The organism is Antrihabitans spumae, assembly GCF_043944905.1.
GTDB lineage: Bacteria > Actinomycetota > Actinomycetes > Mycobacteriales > Mycobacteriaceae > Antrihabitans > Antrihabitans spumae.
The window spans coordinates 1-18,362 of sequence record NZ_JBIMSN010000190.1; the positions used below are offsets into that span (position 1 = coordinate 1).

15 protein-coding genes are annotated in these 18,362 nt (G+C 61.0%); 4 read left to right on the plus strand and 11 right to left on the minus strand.

Going from position 1 to position 18,362, the window contains the following annotated elements; genetic code table 11:
* Positions 1-234: 234 nt before the first annotated feature.
* Positions 235-1,197 (minus strand): DUF4192 family protein, encoded by a 963-nt coding sequence (locus ACHIRB_RS31095; RefSeq protein WP_395118147.1) that lies wholly within the window; start codon positions 1,195-1,197, stop codon positions 235-237.
* A gap of 206 nt (positions 1,198-1,403) precedes the next feature.
* The gene (dprA, locus tag ACHIRB_RS31100) at positions 1,404-2,315 is read right to left on the minus strand and encodes a DNA-processing protein DprA (RefSeq protein WP_395118145.1); all 912 of its coding nucleotides are present in this window, start codon (positions 2,313-2,315) and stop codon (positions 1,404-1,406) included.
* A gap of 354 nt (positions 2,316-2,669) precedes the next feature.
* On the opposite strand from dprA, the gene ACHIRB_RS31105 reads away from it, so the two are divergent.
* Positions 2,670-3,443 carry a hypothetical protein gene (locus ACHIRB_RS31105; RefSeq protein ID WP_395118143.1) on the plus strand — a complete coding sequence of 258 codons (774 nt, stop codon included), beginning with the start codon at positions 2,670-2,672 and terminating at the stop codon, positions 3,441-3,443.
* Positions 3,444-3,488: 45 nt separating this feature from the next.
* Here ACHIRB_RS31105 and ACHIRB_RS31110 read toward each other — a convergent pair whose 3' ends face one another.
* Both ACHIRB_RS31110 and ACHIRB_RS31115 read right to left on the minus strand, forming a co-directional pair.
* Positions 3,489-4,079 (minus strand): hypothetical protein, encoded by a 591-nt coding sequence (locus ACHIRB_RS31110; protein WP_395118142.1) that lies wholly within the window; start codon positions 4,077-4,079, stop codon positions 3,489-3,491.
* The gene (locus tag ACHIRB_RS31115) at positions 4,076-4,243 is read right to left on the minus strand and encodes a hypothetical protein (RefSeq protein ID WP_395118140.1); all 168 of its coding nucleotides are present in this window, start codon (positions 4,241-4,243) and stop codon (positions 4,076-4,078) included. Before ACHIRB_RS31115 ends, ACHIRB_RS31110 begins: the two co-directional genes overlap by 4 nt.
* A gap of 116 nt (positions 4,244-4,359) precedes the next feature.
* Here ACHIRB_RS31115 and ACHIRB_RS31120 point away from each other — a divergent pair, with 116 nt between their 5' ends.
* Positions 4,360-5,520: an RNA-guided endonuclease InsQ/TnpB family protein gene (locus tag ACHIRB_RS31120; RefSeq protein WP_395118138.1), complete on the plus strand. Its 1,161-nt coding sequence runs from the start codon at positions 4,360-4,362 to the stop codon at positions 5,518-5,520.
* Positions 5,521-5,548: 28 nt separating this feature from the next.
* Here ACHIRB_RS31120 and ACHIRB_RS31125 read toward each other — a convergent pair whose 3' ends face one another.
* The 5 genes from ACHIRB_RS31125 to ACHIRB_RS31145 all read right to left on the minus strand — a co-directional run bounded on the left by ACHIRB_RS31125 (position 5,549) and on the right by ACHIRB_RS31145 (position 14,224).
* The gene (locus ACHIRB_RS31125; protein WP_395118137.1) at positions 5,549-6,181 is read right to left on the minus strand and encodes a hypothetical protein; all 633 of its coding nucleotides are present in this window, start codon (positions 6,179-6,181) and stop codon (positions 5,549-5,551) included.
* Positions 6,178-6,939: a terminal protein gene (locus tag ACHIRB_RS31130; RefSeq protein ID WP_395118135.1), complete on the minus strand. Its 762-nt coding sequence runs from the start codon at positions 6,937-6,939 to the stop codon at positions 6,178-6,180. The genes ACHIRB_RS31125 and ACHIRB_RS31130 overlap by 4 nt, the downstream gene beginning before the upstream one ends.
* Positions 6,939-12,374 (minus strand): telomere-binding protein, encoded by a 5,436-nt coding sequence (locus ACHIRB_RS31135; RefSeq protein WP_395118133.1) that lies wholly within the window; start codon positions 12,372-12,374, stop codon positions 6,939-6,941. The genes ACHIRB_RS31130 and ACHIRB_RS31135 overlap by 1 nt, the downstream gene beginning before the upstream one ends.
* 269 nt (positions 12,375-12,643) lie before the next feature.
* Positions 12,644-12,907 (minus strand): hypothetical protein, encoded by a 264-nt coding sequence (locus ACHIRB_RS31140; RefSeq protein ID WP_395118131.1) that lies wholly within the window; start codon positions 12,905-12,907, stop codon positions 12,644-12,646.
* A gap of 900 nt (positions 12,908-13,807) precedes the next feature.
* On the minus strand, positions 13,808-14,224 hold the full coding sequence (locus ACHIRB_RS31145; protein ID WP_395118129.1) for a hypothetical protein: 417 nt from the start codon (positions 14,222-14,224) through the stop codon (positions 13,808-13,810).
* A gap of 11 nt (positions 14,225-14,235) precedes the next feature.
* Between ACHIRB_RS31145 and ACHIRB_RS31150 the strand changes: the two genes are divergently transcribed.
* A complete protein-coding gene (locus tag ACHIRB_RS31150) occupies positions 14,236-14,391 on the plus strand; it encodes a hypothetical protein (RefSeq protein ID WP_395118127.1) in 156 nt (51 codons plus the stop codon).
* 84 nt (positions 14,392-14,475) lie between these two features.
* On the opposite strand, the gene ACHIRB_RS31155 is transcribed toward ACHIRB_RS31150, so the two are convergent.
* Together ACHIRB_RS31155 and ACHIRB_RS31160 are read right to left on the minus strand one after the other, a co-directional pair.
* Complete coding sequence (locus ACHIRB_RS31155) at positions 14,476-15,504, minus strand: ParA family protein (RefSeq protein ID WP_395118125.1); 1,029 nt, start codon at positions 15,502-15,504, stop codon at positions 14,476-14,478.
* Between the two features lie 918 nt (positions 15,505-16,422).
* Positions 16,423-17,133 (minus strand): hypothetical protein, encoded by a 711-nt coding sequence (locus ACHIRB_RS31160; protein ID WP_395118123.1) that lies wholly within the window; start codon positions 17,131-17,133, stop codon positions 16,423-16,425.
* 499 nt (positions 17,134-17,632) lie between these two features.
* Between ACHIRB_RS31160 and ACHIRB_RS31165 the strand changes: the two genes are divergently transcribed.
* Positions 17,633-18,217: a hypothetical protein gene (locus tag ACHIRB_RS31165; protein ID WP_395118121.1), complete on the plus strand. Its 585-nt coding sequence runs from the start codon at positions 17,633-17,635 to the stop codon at positions 18,215-18,217.
* Positions 18,218-18,362: the final 145 nt, after the last annotated feature.

Here is an 18,362-nt window from a genome sequence, read left to right on the forward strand (position 1 = left end):
CGTCGGGGTGGGTCCGGTGGGCTGCGCCCACCGACCTGACGAGCATGCGGCAAGCCGAATGCCAACTGCTGCAACGACTCTCCGCTGCGCGTCGGCCTAACACTCACCTAACGAATCGATGTTTTCCGTTTTGCCAAAACAAATTCGCATGCCCCAAAACGAGCGATCCGAAAGCAACAGCCAGCATTCGCATCGAACGTGCCGATGCGAATGCAGCCGTTACTTTAGTGTTATCTAAAATTCGAGACCCGCCCGGATCTGCGGCCAAATCATCCGGGGATTGACACCGGCGTCGAGCACCCGTTCGAGCAACCTGCCAAACGAGTGGTTCGGCGTCGATTCGAGCGCCGCATTCAGGGCTTCGCGAGCAGGTACGGCATCGCCGACGATCCACCGCGCCAGTGCTGAGAGCACCATCGCGTTACCGGACAGGTCGGCAGGCACCGATGCTCCCGCTTGGCGCCACACTTCAGCGTTTTCACGGGCGTTTTCCTCAGTGAACTGACCCATTAGTGCATCGCGGATCCTCAGATCACCGCTCACTGCTGCAACCAGTAATGCGGCCTGGCCTTCGCTGACGTAGATCCCATGATCGCCTGCGCTCAGCTGCGGCTCGATCGCTTCGGCATGGACCGCTTTCGCGACCGCTGTGGGCTCGTCTGCGGACCACTCGCGCAGAAGCTGAGCCACTTTATCGGCGACCGCCTCCGAACGTGCAGAGCCGAACTGAGCAGGCCTGCACACCGCGAACAGTTCGCGGCGTGTCAACAAAGACACGGTGCCATCGATCAACCCCCGCGCAACGTGAGGATGAGTCGCGAGATCGACCGGCTCACCGATCGCGGTGTTGAAACCGTCCCACTGCACGGCTTGGCCCTGGAAGTACGCGAACACCGGCGACAATGCCGACGGATCGATCACCCGCATGATCGCCTCAGCGACGACCGCAGCCTGCGATTCTGTGCCGAACACAACGAACGCTCGAGTGAGTGGATCCGCAATGCCGGGAAAGTCACGCAACGTGGCTGCGAGAACATCGACGTCGGCAGCATCAGGCTCCCCCGGCAACGGCACTGCGCCCATCGGAGCGCCCTGCCCGTTCGGCAAGATCACGAGCTCCGAGGTCGGCAGATGACGAGCAAGCAACACAGCAACAGCCACAGCATCAGCCGCCGACTTGATACGAATCGGATCCATCACAATTCCCTCCCAAGGGATAAGGCGAGTTGGTCAGACCCGCCTGTAAGTCGAACTTTTGGACACCCCGAACACTGCCATAGCCCACCGACAAAAACGTCCATCTATCAGCGGAAACGCCCCTGGCACACCCGGTGCCGGGGACGCCGGCACCAGTGGGTGGCCTAAGCAGAATGCAGGCCACCCACCGGTGCAAGTTCACTGCATCAGCGGCTCGCACTCGCGTCGATTGCGTCGATGACGTCCACCGCCCGCGTGACCAGCTGAGCGTCACCGTCTCTGATCATTTGATTGCATCCGGTCGACGTTGCCGCAGTCACTGGCCCTGGAACCGCCAGAACCGGCCGCCCGAGCCGCCGCGCACGCCGAGCAGTTACAACACTGCCGCTACGAAAACCCGCCTCGACAACCAGTGTCGCCGCCGACAATGCCGCCGTCAGCCGCGCACTAGCAGCAAAACTGCTCCGATCCGGAACGAACTCCGGCGGAAACTCGCTGATAATCAACCCGGTTCGCGCAATGTCGTCGAACAGCTCTCGATTTGCGGACGGATACGCGCGGTCGAGACCACTCGGCACCACTGCGACAGTCACTCGACCAGCCGCCAACGCGGCCCTGTGTGCGGCCGTATCGATACCAAAAGCGCCACCGGACACCACAGTCCACTTCCGCTCGGCAAGATCACCAGATACCTCACCAGCGACCGTCACGCCATACTCACTCGGCGCACGAGAACCGATCACCGCCACTGCCCGATCGGTCACCGCACGCAACGACGCAGGGCCGCGCACCCACAACGCCAACGGCGGCACATCATCAGACTCCGACAACGCCGACAAACGAGAACCCGCCCACTCATCATCATCCGGTGTCACCAACCGCGCACCGCACGCGGCCATCGACGCCAAATCTGAACCAGCGCAATCGATCCGCCGAACAGCATCACGCAATTCCACCGGCAACCGTCGATCCACACCGGCCCGGACAACCGCCGCAGCAGCCTCCACTCCTTCCTCGTGAACCAACGCCACCAACGAAGCGCACGGACCCTGCGCCACACGCAACAAATACGCCCACGCCAACCGACGCGAATCAGCAATAACCCGAACATGACTCACAGCAATCCCCCTCCAGAGGAACAAGACGAGTTGGTCAGACTCGCCGTACAAACAAACTTTTGGACACCCCGAACACTGCCACGAACCACCGACAAAAACGACGATCTAGCAGCAGAAACGACCCTGACACACCCGGTGCCGGGGACGCCGGCTCCGGAAAGGCTTGAAGGCTCCCCCGGCCAACTCTGTGTGCGATCGCACGTGATTCGCTTAGGAACCCCAAACCGTATCCGGCACTCGACTAATCGGATGGAGCAACATATGCCGAAGGTCACCACCGAAGAGATTGATCAGCGTCACCGTCGCCGACTAGAGGCCTTCGTGCTTCGGGCTCGACGTGTGGTGGCGCACTCGTTGTATCAGGACTACGAGGAGCTCGTACGGATCGGAAACGTCCACTTCACAATCGAGATAGAAGCAGAAGGAACCTGGGTCACACAAAGACTGCCACCAGAGGAGGTAGTCGAGTCAGCTGCAGCCCGCGTTCGGCCACTGCTACTTAACGATGAGGATTCCTATCACCAGAACGCTTTGAAGGCCCTCGGTTGGATGCTCCGCGATATCGACGATGACGAAGTCAACAGGGTGCTAAACGGGCTGAAGAAAGGGTGGTCAGAGTTCGACTCGAAAGGACGCACGGCACAGGCCTACACAGTTCAGCGACAGAGCATAGATGCACCCGAACCGACACCATCGCTCGCTGACAACGTCTTGGCCTTCGCGTGGATCTACGGCGATGTCGTGCACGCAGACCGGGAGAGAATTGCGGAGACAGAGCAGCATGGTGTTCGCGAACGCTATCGAGCGGCTGCGCCACTTGTGTGTCGCCTCATCGTCCAGACGGCAGCGACGTTGCACGTCATCGAATGGATGATGGAGAAAGGCCTGATAAGTCTTCCATGCAGGATCTTCGAGCAAGACGTCGTGGTCGTCGATCCGATCTTTCGAGACAAGGCTGAGGTCTATATGGCGGCAGGTGGAACCGAGATGCCGCCACCCGATTTGCTTGCGAAGTTAGGCCCCGAGTGGCTTCGTCTCGAAGCCAGAGAGAACGATACCGCGGGCTCGACCAGCGCTGAAAGAAGCGATGCCGATGGCGAGCCAACGACAGGCAGCACGAACGACTAGAAACTTCGACGAGTTGCGAGCCGATTATCCACGTAAAGGGCCTCCCTACGAGGAGGTCCGGCGTCGCCTGCCGCGCGGTATCTCAACCTGCACCGCGTCAGATCCGAGCATCTCACGGAGAATATTGTCGAATGTGGTCCACAACGCGGCGTTGTCGCTATCGCGTTGGTGCTGTGCGATCGCGACGGCGAGTTGGTCGATTACTTGCCGCGCCGGCGGGTTGTAACGCGCTGCGGCAACTCCGGCCCACGCGAGAGGCGAATCTTCTCGTTTGAGGATCCGGTCGAGAGCCTGTTCGCATCGTAGGAAGAACGCATTGAGCCGCTTCGTTTCTGCGGCATCTTTGTCGCCGGCATCTAGCGCGTGTTCGGCAAGGTCGAGGAATCCGTCGAGAATCGCATCGGCCCGCCGGCGCAGTTCCGGATCGAATCCGAGTGCACGCCAAAAGGAATTCCACTTGCGGCGATAGGCAACGTCGTCGCTCAGCGGCATGGAGTGATCGCGAATAAGTCGACCGAGGATCTCGTCGTCGACGTTACGCAGCTGCCGAGCCAGTGCAGTCGGACTCTGTTCTCCCGGCAGCGGCCGCGGATCTTTGACCCGCGCCCACGGTGTCGGGCCCACACTGGCAATCACAGTCCTGTCTCGTCCTCGTCCGTGTCGTTGAACGAAACGTCGAGTGCGGCGCGACCCTCTCGGGTTGGTTCGATCTCGAACTCCGAGAGCATCGCTTCGACTTTCTGCTCCGTACGACTGCCCTCGTCGGGGGCTTCTGCGGATTCGCTGTCCGGTTGTGTCATCGAATGCTCCTTCGGTGGATTACCTCGGCGTTCAGGGGCGGGGAGGAAGCCGATCCCCGTCGTGTCCGGGCGTGTAGCGCCCCGGAGCTGTCGGTGGCGGCGGTTACGGTCGGGGTGTGGTGGAGACGGTGCGGTACACGTTTCGGCTTCGCCCTGGGGCGAATGCCGAGGGTGCACTTGTCGAGGAGTGGCATCGCTGCCGGTTTTTGTGGAACGAGGCAGTGCACCAGCAGAAGTCGGGTAACAAGCCGACGTTGGCGAAACTCGGGAAACTGCTCACCGGGGCACGCCGTCGTAGCAGTTGGTTGCGCGACGGTTCGCAGGTCGCTCAGCAGCAGACGCTGCGCACCTACGCCCAGAGCCTGAATCATTCGTTCACAGTGAAGGGACGTGGGCGACCGACATTCAAGGCCCGCAAGGTGACTCGCCCGTCGTTGGAGTACACGACGCGCGGATTCTCCATTTGTGACGGTCGGTTGCTGCTGGCGAAGGGTGTAACGGTCCCGGTGGTGTGGTCGCGTGAGCTGCCGTCCGTGCCGAGCAGTGTCCGGGTCTATCAGGACAGTCTTGGCGACTGGTATGCGTCGTTCGTCGTGGCACGCGAGGGTGAACCTGCACCGGATGCCGGTGGTGGGGTCGGTATCGACTGGGGCGTCACCACGACGGCCACCGCATCCGATCCGGCGTTCGACCTGCCCTATCTCGGTCACCGCAAACGCAGTGCTGCGGAGCTGGCGACGGCGCAGCGAAAGATGGCCCGCCGCGCACAATCCAGGGGTCGACCGCAGTCGAAGGGCTACCAGCGCGCCAAGCGTGAGGCCGCTCGGGTCGGCAAGAAAGCCGCCCGCCAGACCGCGCATGATTCGCGGGTGTGGGCCAAACGTGTGGTCGCCGCGCATGACCTGATTGCGGTCGAGGACTTCAAGCCGGTCTTCCTGACCAAGTCCACGATGGCTCGCACAGCAGCGGATGCTGCGATCGGCGCGGCTAAACGGGAACTGATCGAGCGGGGTTTGCGGGCTGGCCGGAAGGTGGTGATGGTGCGGCCCGCGTACACGACGATGACGTGTTCGAGTTGTTTCGCGAGAACCAAGCAGCGCCTCGAACTCGCGCAACGAATCTTTCGGTGCTCGGGCTGCGGACATACCGACAGCCGAGACCGAAACGCTGCCAGAGTGATTCTGGCTGTGGCAGAACGGGGCCACACCTGTGTTGACGATGTAAGACATTCGCTGCCAGCTCCTTTCGGGGTGGTTGTGGATGCGGTCCGAGCTTGAAATCCTCCAGCTTCAGCCGTAGGAACCGTTAACTCAATCCTTTCGCTACTGCAATGACCGACAGATCCACCGCCGGCGCGTCTCGACTCCACACCTGTGTGCGGCCTTGAGCGAGTATTCGAGGCAGTGGATGCACCCGCCACGGCGTCACGGACTCCATGACTTCATGGGCGAGCACAACGGCGTGAAATCGTGTGGGCACCCTCGCTACGTCGACGAGGGTGCCGCGGCGCTTGGTTTCCGCGATCGAGCGAGCTTTGCCGTTGCTCACCACCACCTGCCGCCAGGGATGGCCGACGATCTCGATGACGGTGACAACATGTGGCTCCAACCAACCCTGCTTCCGCCATGCAGGTAGGACTCCCCGACCTCTCGGCAGAGCGAGCTGAATGATTGCTTCACGTGCGTACTCGGCTTGCTGGCGACTACGTAGCTCGGTCTCGGCCGGTGCGCGAAGCAGCTCGTGCAGCCGATGTGCAGGGATGGCCGCTTTCTGTCGATTGGTTCCGCGCATCCATCGCTGAACGGTCCGCTGTGACACTGCGAGATGCTCAGCCACTGCTGCGGTATCGACCGCGCCGCGCGGGGTGAATCCGTAGCAGTGACCGAGCATGTCTACCAGTCGCTTTCGGGTCCACCGTGGACCAGCGGTGCGGGTCACGGCCGCAGGTCGAGGTCATCGACCTGTTTAAAACTCCAGCCGCCTAGATAGTCCTGGCCACGTCCGTTGAGCCAGCCCAAAAGTCCTTTGTCGCCACCGTTCTCGTAGGCAGACCACATCGCCTGCACTTGATCCGGCGCCAGGTCGAGGGTGATCAACCGGCTTCGTTCGTAGTTCAGCGGGCCTTGCACCGCATCGATCGCGAGTTTCCCGCCGTAGTTGGCCAAGCCCTTGCCTTGTTTGCTGTCACGAACTCGCTGCATCGCCGCCACTCGGCCGGCCTTTGTCGTCGAGGCTTGCCGGGCACGTTTCGCCACCGCAGCCAACGCGTCCGGTCGAGGGTGTGAAATCCGTTGTCGACCTTCCGGTGCGATCCACCGGTCGATGGTGCGTTTGGTGTAGCCGAGATCTTTCGCAGCGGCCGCGGTGTTGATCGCGCTGCGTTTACCGGGCCCGTACGCAGCAAGCAGCTGGGCTCGCAGACTTTCGCGATCGGTTGCCGCGGTGCCGGAGACGTCGACAGTCGGGGTCGGAAATGCCGCACCAGCACGAGACATCTGCTGAGTGAGACCACCGAAAATCGTCGCCGACATCTTCGCCCGTTCACGGGTGAACACTTCGCGCACCGCACCGACGGTCACTCCGAGTGATTTTGCGGCCTCGGAAAGGTTGATCTTGTTGTCGACGATCGACCCGTAGTCGGAGATGCTGTCGGCGATCTTGCGGTAGAGCCTCGTCGGAATGGACCGTCGTGCCACTACTGATCACCGCCGACGACCACAGCTTCGTCGAGTACTCCCTCGGTGAGCTCGTCCTTGCCGCGGTACCCGAGTCCGGTCAGATGCTGCACATGATCAGCCAGCAGCGCGGAGCCTTCCCACTTGTACTGCCCGAAACCGCGGCCGTATTGCTTCTGCTCCCCTGGCCAACTCGCGTGCGGATCCGGATTGTCGGAGGCGTAGATGATCGTGTCCTTTGTGACCGCCACCGGCCAGTGCCCAGTGTCGGTACCGATCTGCACGATCCGATACAAGATGTTCGCCCGCGACTTGGCGACAATGTGGAAGTGCCGTTCCGGTGAGTAGCCGTTCTGGCCGGCGAGGAACTGGTGGCTGTTGAGCATGCCGATGGTGTGGGTGTACATCACCTTGTTCTGCGATCGAGCCAGCTGCGCATCGACGTCGTCGATATCGAGAGCGGTACGGGCATCGCGGATCCGCTCGTACCAGGGCACCAGGACCCGGCCGTGCTCTGGCCACACCCACGCTTCCAGAATGGCCGGCTCATGACCGAGTGCCGCGGCACGCTCCAACGTTGGCGTCGTCACCCATTTCGCCTCGGATGTGGCGTGCCCCATGGGATTCAACGGATGAGGGTATCGCCAGTCACCAGGTTCGCCGACCTCGACGAGCCAATACCCCGGCAGCTTCTTGTCGAAGGCAATCCCGTCAGGATGGTGGACAGGCTCTCCGATCGGAAGTTCGAGACCGGCGATGCCGGCAGCGTAGGAACCGCCGCGGTCATAAGCATGCAGGTAACGGCACGACAATTCCGCGTCAGTCGGCTTGCGGGACCAATCGAAGTCACCCTCGAACACTCGAAACTGCTTGGCGAACTCCGGATCCGACGAACTGAATTCTCGCTTCCAGTCTTTCGGTCGCGCCGCGATCATCAGGTCGACACCCGTCGCTGCGGGGCTGATCATCCACGGAAACCCCAACGCGGAGGCGAACAACGACAACCGTCGCGCCAACGTCGGCGGCGTCGGGCTGTCGCTCAGGATCGGCATCTCCCCCGGGTCGGCGTTCATTCCTGGTACCAACGCGATCCACACACCGCGAGACTCTCCGCGCCACGCGCGCGTCCACGTCCCCAGCCGATCACCGGGCTTACCGCCGAGCTGCCATCCATCAGCCAAAGCATCGGTCACGAAAGGTAATTCGGCGGTCAGCTCACGAAGGCGCTCATTGCGGTTCCGCTTGCCGAGGCTCCCGGTGTCGATTCCGAAATGCTGCGCCATCGCATCAGTCACCCAGATCTGTCCAGGTGTGGTCCACCGATCGTTCTTCCACATACCAAGATTGAGTGCGGGCACGAGGTCTGCAACATGACCGACGTGAGTGAACTGCTCGGGAAGCTCATGACGTGTTCCATCAGGCATCCACACACCGTCGACGTCGAGAACCGCAGCGGCAGCGGAGTACTCCCACTTTGCTGCAGATCCCGCGGGTACTTTGCGTGGTGCTGTCGGCGCCGTTTTCACGGTCGGCGGTTCCATCTCGGCTGCGGGTACGGCGATAACTGCTTGCGTCGGTACCGTGACCGTGTCGACGTCGTCAGCTAACGCGGCGATGTCACCGTCGATGTCGACGGCATCGGAGTCCGGCTCGAGGAAATCGAATTCGGCGTCGGGCTCGACCCCCGCAACGTCTTCCCCAGCGGTGGAGCTCGTCGAGTGACTAATCGCGCCAGCACGCGACGTCGCGGTGCTGCTCCACCAGCACGGCAGATGCATCGGGATGCCTTCGAACTGCCAGCCTGCGTTGTCGTTGCCACACAAGAGGCACGTCTGAACGATCGAAAGATGTTGCCCCTCTGCGGAATGCCCCTCGGCATCGTCATATCTACCCATTGGAAGCTCCTGTTCATCAGCAGAGTTGGTCAGACTCTGCTCACCACTGGTGGACGTTGCCTCTGACGGTACTGCGGACTCTGGACTGCGCGTCACTCCAGACAGCCATGAATCGAACAAACTCTGTTCCTGCTCGACAGCAGCGCCGGCACCGTCGTCGTCACCGGTAGGGAGTGGAAGCATCCCGGCACCCGGGGTAGACGGATCGGCACCATCGCCGCCGAGCAGCTGGTTCAGTCGCAGCGCCACCATCCGCTGACGCCGATCTTCACAGCGAATCTGCCGCTGCACCGTGTACCGCGGTGTGCCGCCTTTACGTTCCTCGGCGATCAGAATGCCCTCGTCGTACAACGCGCGCTGTGCAGTTCCGCGATCGAACTGCGGGGCATCGGTCATCGACCCCCCAGCAGCTTTCAGAACTTGCTCGAGTGCGGTCGAGTCCATCAACAATTCCGCCTCACCGTCGCCACGCGGTGTGGCAACGACAAATCCGAGACGGATACCCCGTGTTTCTTCGCGATAGCGCGGATGTCCGGTGGCATCGGTACCGAAAACAGTGCGGCGCCAACCCAATCGACTCGCCAACGGCCACTCCGGCATGCCACCGGTCTCGACGTCGTCGACGTAGGCAAGTCCCGAGTTCAGCGCGTGAGCCAACAACTCCCGCACCCGTGCACCAGTCCGCATCGGCATATCCGGATCCGTCGCCGCGACCGCAGCATCACCCAAACCGACTGTCACCAGATCGCCGACCTCATCGGCCTCGTCCTGACTCAACGCACCGACCTCGGTCAAGAACCGTGTCATCGCATACCAACCAGCCCACAAGGCACCCAACGCGTCAGCCTGGCGAACGCTTTCACCTCCGGCGCGCAGATCGTCGGCGTATCGCTCCCCCTCGGCGAACGCCTCGGCCCGGACCTCGTCGAGCTTCGGGCACAACCACATCAAGAAACTCGCCATCAACAACGCTCGACCGTGCCGGGACAGTTCGTCGTCAAAGTTACGGAGCACGTCGAGGTCGATCTCCGCAGCTTGCAGTGGAACGACAAACATCCGTTGTGCACCAGAACCCGGCCGCGGCATGACTTCCGAGGTCACCATCGCCGATGCCCGCGGCGGAGTTCCATCCAGAACACCCAAACCGTCACGAGTCGACCGCGACCGCTGCTCCCCGTTGTGCACCAGCCGCGCGAACTCCTCCAACGACTTCTGTGCCGTACCGAAATCACGAGTCGGCGCGACATCGTCAGCCCAATACAAAGCGTCCTTGGACGCATTCAACTTGATACGCAACGCATTCAGCGTGTCACCATTGCCCGACATCGACGTCGCCGGACGTCGCCGATCCCACTTCTCACCCCAGTGGTGCATCACCAAACTGGCAATCGACGTCTTGTAACTACCCGGCGATCCGATCAACGCCAGCAACCACGGATTCGGACCCAACGCCGAGCGATACACATGACCCAACAACGACGCCGACACCCGACCTGGAATCTGCTCCAACATCGCACCCGAATGACCGAGAAACGCTTCCCGGATCCGAGTTGCATTCGCGATCGGCGCCGGCAGATCGAACATCCGCAGCGGACCGGTCAGCAACACCGGTGCCACCCGTCCACCCTCGGCGCTGATCGCACCTCCGGCGTGCACGAAGAACCAGCACCCCGCCTCGTCGCGTCGCCATCCGGTCGAACGGAACCGTATGACGCGCCGAATAAACGGTCCACCAGCGCCTTTGAGCGCATCCCGCAGCTTCGCCACACCAGCTGGACGAGAATCGTAGGCCGGCGGACCTGGCAGTGAATCTACCCAACCGCAATCACGGTACTCCTTGGCTGGGATGCGCCGAAGCTCGAATTCTCCACTGTCGGGATGGTGGTATCCGATCACCACCGCAGTCAGCTCTTCGGTCGCCGGCGGATTCGCCTGAACCTGACCGGTCATCGCTTCCCGGCCCATCAGGACGGGCTCATCGACGTCGAGGCTCGCGTCGGGAACCTCGAGGTATTCCATTTCCACGATCCGTGCATCGATCCCGAGGACCAGCTTCGCTTTCTGGTCACCATCCTTGGTCGTGATGATCTCGACAAGATTGCCGTCGATGTGGCGATACACCGGAGCGATGACGTTACGTCCCCGAACTCCGAGGTCTGCAGTCTCACCACCTCCGCGGACCAACACATCCGCGCGAGCCCAATCCGGATGTTCCTCTGCCCCACAGGATTCTGCATGCTCCCCCGCATCGGGGGGCTCCTGCTCGGTCTCGACGGGAGATTGCTGCAGCGCGGGAGGGATCGCCATGCCGGCGATCTCGTGAGCGGCCCGCGCGGCGACCTGCGCCGACCGCCACAAATTGGTCGCATCGTCGACGGCCTCGCCCGCCCATTCGGTGCCCGCTTCGGCCGCATTATGGCGCACTCGATCGACCAACTCGCCGAGCGGTTCAAAACGTCGTTCCGCTTCCACCGCCCACCGGGTAACGCGCGCCCGTTCCTCGGCTGCAGCCGTCGACTCCGGATCCATGCCAGCGAGGAGCTCGTTACGCAACGTGGTCTGCTCGAGAGCCTGCTCCACCATGCGTTGCTTCTCACGAACATCGGCCGCACTCGCATGGGTCAGAACTTCACGAGCGTCCACCGTGATGAGCCCACCCCAGGGAGCCGACTCATCCCACAGACCGCCGTCGACGTGGTCGGTGAAATCGCTCTTCGGAGTGAGGGTCGCGGGAAGCAACAGCCGAACGTGCGCACCGTGTGAGCCCAACAAGTGAGCTAGATGGGTACCACGCCTCCACCCGGCGTCGTCGCGATCGAGGACGACGGCAACATCCGCGCCATCGAACAAGCCGGCCATGGACTCCGGAAAAGACAGCGCACCACCAACATTGGTGGTCGCGACAAGACCGAGGGATTCAGCTGTCTCGGCATCCTTCTCCCCCTCCATGATCCACACCGACCGCTGCTCGGCAATTGCGGTCGCCAACAGCGGCATCCGGAACAACACCGGTTCGAATTCGGCCGGCTTCTGCTTCCTGCGTGCTCCGGTCGCAGTGAAATACGCCTGTTTGAACGTCTTGTGCCGCGATCCGCAACTCGTGCATTCCTCACGGACAACTTCCTGCACCAACCGGCCACTGGCTTCGGTGTAGGGATAGGAGCGGACCTGAACCCACTCATGAACCGCACTGTCGTCGGCAGCCGCATCAACCGCTGCAAGCAACGCAGGAAGTCGACCACCCTTGGGTCGCCGCTTGCCACTGACCCGTGCTGCCGACGATCGGCCTACCCGGTCGAGCGGAGCCCGAGCAGGCAGAGGCTCGTCGAAAAGATCCGACATAGACAGCCCAAGCGCATCGGCAATCTCAGCAGGCGCACCATGGCAGCCGTGGCAATGCAGCAGCACCATTCCGGATCCGCCGGAACCTATACGCCACTGCACCGACAGCGACGCCTCGCGATCGGCGTGAATCGGGCACCGTGCCATGAAGCGGTCGGTGCCGCGTTGCTTGAGTCCTGTCGGGTCGACCGCGTCCCGAACTCGGTCGAAAGAGGACATATGCCCACGTGAGGCAGGCTGCGTCACAAATCACCCCCAGACACGTCGGGTGAGATGTACGGAAAGGACCGCCTCGATCGGGTTAAGATGGCAGCGAACGTCACCACGACCCCCTGTTGGTGAATGTTCTCGCCATCGAGACGAAGTCCCTTTCTGATCGTTGGTACAAAATCACCACCGGGCAACGCCCCAGTCGGTGACACATCGAAACGAGAGACCCCCTTCCGGCCGCCAAAGCAGATGGGGGTTTTTCGTTGTCTACGGCACGGTCATGCGCCGATCGCCTCCGCGAGCTCGCCGTCCGGAGTAAGAGCAAGCGCATATTGCTCGTCATGTCTGAGCAACTTGTCGGTATCGACCCGTCTGGCGATGTAGTCGGGCACGGGAAGCCCATGCGCGCGCGCCATGACGAGCACTGAGTAGTCCCCGAGATCCAAGCCCAGGTCATCTGCTCGTGCTTGGTAGGTCTTGTGATGCGTGAGCGGTGCACGCGTGTTGATGTGCCCGCGCTTTCCCTTGTGCTCCCTGGCCATGAGCAAACCCTAGGGCGAATCCGATTCGAATTACGGGAACACAGCACTGCCGGTGTGTCGCCCATCGCACTTCCCTCCGCAACTCGAATCAAGCTCTCTACAACGAGGAAGATCCATCCGCCGCACCCCGTGTGAAAGGGGAGACGAAAAAACTTCGACCCGCAGCTTCACCCCAGGTATGGACAGCAGCCATCACCGTCGAACCGCGCTACCCGAAAATGTCGAAATCCACGACTTGAAACAACTTCAAAGACGTCACAACCCGATCTCTCTACGCGTACTTTGCGCGTACAAAGTGGGGAGCAAGGGGAGCAACACATAGCCGCAGGTCAAAGCGGATAAATTGCTCCCCACACTGGTGGGGAGCACGGTGGGGAGCAAGGTGGGGAGCAAGGTGAAAGACGCGCAGAAGCGCTAAAAACGGCGGTGCCGATAGTCGATACCCACCAGCGTGACCGACGAGATATCCGGTTTCCAATCGTTCGACTCAGCGTCGACGATGTCGAAATGAACTATGTCTGTCAGCCAGTCCGGAGAGGGCGCGCGCACTCGGCGACCTCGTTAGCGTGCTGGACACCTTGGACGAGTTCCACATCGCTGCTACCGCCTCGATCGCCGCCGGCCCGGCGCCGCACAACCCTGCATTTTCTAGCTCGCCAACTTTGCGGAACCCGCCCTAAAGGCGCTTCACCCGACATACGCGACGTCCAGGCCAGTTACGGCGCAGTTCACAACCTCGCCGACTTTCTCGACGCTCTGGGATTAACAAAGTCGTCAACTCAAACTGCAACACTTTTTCGCTATGGACCTACGTGCGAGTCCGGCGGTATCCCCGGACGATCGCTGACGACAAACGCGCCGAGTTGCAGAACTCGGCGCGTTCGTCAGATCCGCGGTGTTTCAGTTCGTTTGAAGATAGTGAGCCAGAAGCCGGGCGAGGAGGTGACTCCGCGACTTTGCGCCCACCGACTTACGTTGTTCGTCGAGCCAGTCACGTTGATCGGTAGTAAATCGGAACCAGGTCTCGATTCCACCCTTGACCTGCGGAACTTCTCGTCGGATCGGCATTCCGGAAGCAGACCTACCGACGGTCGGCTTGAACAAGGCGGCCAGCCCGGATCCCACTGAGTCGAACGCTGCGACGACAACATCGGAGTGCTCGCATTCACCTTCGGATGCCCGCGTCAACAACGCTGTCCGAGTGCTCTGGTCGAGATATGCAGTGACACTGACGATCGTCCCTGCACTCAGGTTGATATCCTCGTCGACCGCGACGATCGGTGCGGGCTCCGCAACGGGTGGGCGAGCACGCCTCACAACTGGTGACGGTGTTGGTTGCTTCACCGCCGCCGCGATTGGTTGTGCAGGCGGTCGCGCTACTTCTCTCTGCTTGGGCTGCTGCGGTGCTGCGGCTGGTGAAACCGGTGATGGTTCCACCGGTGCTGAGCGAGGGCGCGTCGATCGAGTTGGCAGCAGTCCCCTGAGCCCTTCGGCTCGGTCTTGAGTCCCGCCGCCGAATGAACCAGCCAGGCTTTTGCGCTGCACGGGTGCCTCACTTGCGCCTTCGCTCATGCTGAGACTTCCTGTTCCCCTAGTTGGTCGGCCTGCTGCACTGCAAGTTCGGCGAGTTCGGCCTGATGCCGTGCGTGTTCCGTGAGCTCGGCGAGTTCAGAGAGGCGAATGAGGATCTCGCGTGTCAGATCTTGAAAGTCTTCTGCCAGGCCGGATGCGTTTCGGGTCAGCAGCGCATCGTGGATCTTGTGTCCGAGTCGCAACGCCGCAAACCTCTCGACCTTGGAATCTTCTGCTCGGATCTCCAACTCGTGAATCAACAGTCCGCGGTGTCGAGCGTCGTACGCGGTCGACTCCATGTACCGGATTCGAGAGTCGAACACGGGAGCCGCATCTCCGATGATCTCAGCGATGGATCCTCGCACTTGCGCTTCCAGCTTCGTTGATCGAGAACCGACACCGAACAGCAGAACACCCGCGAGCTGGAGAAAGGAGTTTGCGGCAGGGATCCGCCGCACTGGATCCCCTTCCCTGGCGTACTGGAATCGCGCTGCAATGGTTTCGAGTCCGTCGATGCTGGCGTCGTCGGGACGCACTGGAATGACCACTGCAGAGACAATTTCCATAACAGCATCGATGATGGCGAGGTCCCCAGGAGGGGTGTCGAAGACGATCAGGTCGTAGTCGTGCTCGATGAAGCGAATTGAGGCCAGCAACATTTCGCCGAGAGTGGCGCCGGTACTGCGCTGCTGCCGCGAAATCATGACAGCAGAGAGATCGAACAGCGCCGCTCCCCCGGGCACGACGTCGAGACCTTCCCGGCCGCCGACATTGGTGATCAGCGGTGGCGTCGTGCCGGCAAGCAATGCGCTGAAAAGCTCGGAACCGTCGCGGGGTTCGTAGCCAAGGTCTCGGCACAGATTGCCTTGAGGGTCCATGTCGATAATGAGAGCTCTGGAGCCAGCGGCGGCAGCGAGCCCGGCGACGTTCGCAGTGATCGTAGTTTTGCCAACCCCGCCCTTGCCGTTGAAAACTCCGACCGACAGTGGTTCGAGTTTGGGTTCGTTGAATGTGTTTACAGCCATGGAGACTTTCTCCCCTGTGTGGACGTGTGACGATTGGTCTGCCAGGAAAGCTAACAGTCACACTGGACAACACGCCCGCCACCACGCGCAGGAACCTGCGGACTGTGACGTAGTCGTAACAGCGTGACAGCACGCAGGATGCCAGGCGTAGAAACTCGCGTTCTAACGTGCGTCGTGACACGCATGATATGCCGCCTAGCTACAGACGTGATTCAACGCTGACAAAACGGCAAGCAACCAAGCAGGTTCTCATGCTTGGGAACCTGCTGACTCCAACGTTGTAGAACCGGCGCGTAATGCTGCTGGTAAACATGAAGGACATCACGTAGTTCCACACGCGTAGGTGCGGCAGTTATACCAGCGTGTCAACACGCATGACGTTCTGCCGCTTGTTATGCAGGATTGATTGCTGGTTGTTTTGCGTGACCATGAATAGGTCCATATGCGGATTGTAATGCGTGAGCAAGTATCAGCGGCACTGCGTGGTCAGATGTGGGTCGAGCAACTTGCCTGAGTACGGAATTTTCCACGTATGTACGTGCTGGTAGCCATGCAGGACGGTGTGCTGATTCATAGATTGGTGGAACTACGGGTCGCGTCGGAGGCGGGGGAGTGGTCGAGCGAGCGAGGCGGTAGACAGGGCTGTATTGCGTGAACACTTCTTGATGCACCTGCGTGCAGTGATGTTGATGCCAATACGGATCATCCTGCGGCGCAGAAGGCTTGTCCTGATGCGGGTTCAAGTGGAGGTCGACAGAAGGTGGACCAAGCAGGTAGCCGCACAGGCAGTCGAGCGGGAACACATCCGTGATGCTGAGCAGGTTTGAATGCGGGACTGTGCACAAAGCCGACTGCTGGACCAAGTGCGACACCGGACCATGCAACGACTACGTGCCCATACGCCTGTTTCTATGCGGGTTACTGTGCGTGATTCGATGCGTGTTCTCTAGCGGGATACGCGCGGTATTGAGTTGGCGTTCGCCGCGGATCGCCGATCTCTCCACGGCTACGTCGCTGTTCCTCGATCATGCAATCCAAGCTGGTCACCGACCGCAACCCAACAGCATCAGCAAGGTCGGCCGCACGTCGAGACCCTCGGAGCTCGACCACCAGATCGACCAGGGTGTCCTCGAGAAAACCTTCCGCCGCGACATAGAGAAGCCACAACTGCTGTAACTCCCACGACCTGATCAACGGATTCGTGAAAAAAAGTCCATCGACAATCCGCTGCACTCTGACGACTTGCGCGTTGGTACGTTCCTGCGGATCCGACCACGTCGAGACGAAAGCACTCGATGCGCACTCCAGGACGGTCAAGTCCAACTCGGTGGCCACAGGAGCCCAATCCCGAGGGCTCAGCTGCCGCCGCGCGGCCTTCAGTGCATCCCCAAGAGCTCTCTGGCAGACCATCGAGTAATCGCCGGCAACCCGCTTGTAGCCCGCGAGATCGCGCAAATCCCGAACGGTCGTGAACTCCTGCCGCCCGCGGGTGAACTCGGTAGCAGCCAACAACGCCTCGGTTGCGCACCATTGAAATCGGCTCTGTCGATATTGAGACCGATGCCAACGCAGATCATCAACCCACTGGGCGGGAGGCCCAGCATCGGATTCTCGGTCAGGTGCCGTCATGATTGACATGATCGCACCAGATACGACACCTGTCACGCAGCGTGGCGGCTAGCTATGCAGAACTGCAACCAAACCCCGACGAAACCGTATTGAAACAATATATACAGGCAGTGAGTAGGCCGACTACCGCCAGTTCATGACACTTACAACACGTCCTGAACGCGTACCAAACGCGTACCTATAATCATTGAACAAGCTCCCGGAAGACTTGCAGTACCCAGCCACACCCTAACCAACCAGCACCCACTCGACGCCTACTAGCATTTGGGACGGCACCGATACGCCTACGGTACGCAGTGTGTGAAACGTTGATGCGGAGTTTTTTCAGCAATACATGAATCGAATCACCGCATCTATGCCCCTTACGTCACGGTGTGAAGCAAGTTGCTATGTGTAGTAGCAATGGCATGCGAAGATCGTTGCAACACACACCAGGGGCGATACCTAGCGCGATAACACAGCATGCGCTGCTGTCCATAGTCGCCGGTAGAACAGATCAGTGTCCACGCAGGTCACCGAACGCAACCACGACGACCCCGCAATCCACGATTGGAGAACACCCGTGGTGAACCAGCCCAACGAGCCAGGTAACCAGGCCACCCACAGAGGCCTCGCAGACCAATTCCGCACCTCAGGGGCTCGCCGCGCAGTCGAGCAGACATATTCACCTCCACCACCGCCGCGTGATCCGCAAGACGAGGAATACGCCGACTACGGCGACGGCGACGTTAAGACATCGAGTGTCCGACTTCCGAAAGCCATCCAGGCGAAACTGGTCGCCCACCGAGAGACATCCGGAATGACCAACGGGGAAGTCTTCATCGTGGCTATCGAGGCAACCCATCTCAAGCTCGCCGAACTACTCTTCCCCGGTGGCCGAATCGGTGGTGGAATCTTCGCAGCCCGAGGTATCAGAGAGAAAGCGTCACGTGACGAGGATGGATCCCAAGTCACCTTCCGTTTGCGAGAGACTGACTTCGACGTGATCGACGACCTCAAGACAAGGTTCGGTGCGGCATCACGAGCTCACCTGATCGCTGCAGCGTTGAAGGGGTACTTCGACGATCTCGACGCAGGGGAGTAGACGCTGCCCGCCGAAGCGCATCCACCACCGCGGCCTGCGACACACGAGCCCTCGGCGGATCGCCGCCGCATGGGACGCACCCCAATCGGTGTCATTTGCCAGGGTGATGGGACCACCTGCTTGCCACTAGCATGGGACCACCTTG

Excerpts from the sequence above, each read along its gene's own strand:
- ACHIRB_RS31140 (WP_395118131.1), bottom strand. The coding sequence starts at position 12,907 with ATGGCCAGGGAGCACAAGGGAAAGCGCGGGCACATCAACACGCGTGCA.
- ACHIRB_RS31115 (WP_395118140.1), bottom strand. The coding sequence starts at position 4,243 with ATGACACAACCGGACAGCGAATCCGCAGAAGCCCCCGACGAGGGCAGT.
- ACHIRB_RS31135 (WP_395118133.1), bottom strand. The coding sequence starts at position 12,374 with ATGTCCTCTTTCGACCGAGTTCGGGACGCGGTCGACCCGACAGGACTC.
- ACHIRB_RS31095 (WP_395118147.1), bottom strand. The coding sequence starts at position 1,197 with ATGGATCCGATTCGTATCAAGTCGGCGGCTGATGCTGTGGCTGTTGCT.
- ACHIRB_RS31160 (WP_395118123.1), bottom strand. The coding sequence starts at position 17,133 with ATGACGGCACCTGACCGAGAATCCGATGCTGGGCCTCCCGCCCAGTGG.
- ACHIRB_RS31155 (WP_395118125.1), bottom strand. The coding sequence starts at position 15,504 with ATGGCTGTAAACACATTCAACGAACCCAAACTCGAACCACTGTCGGTC.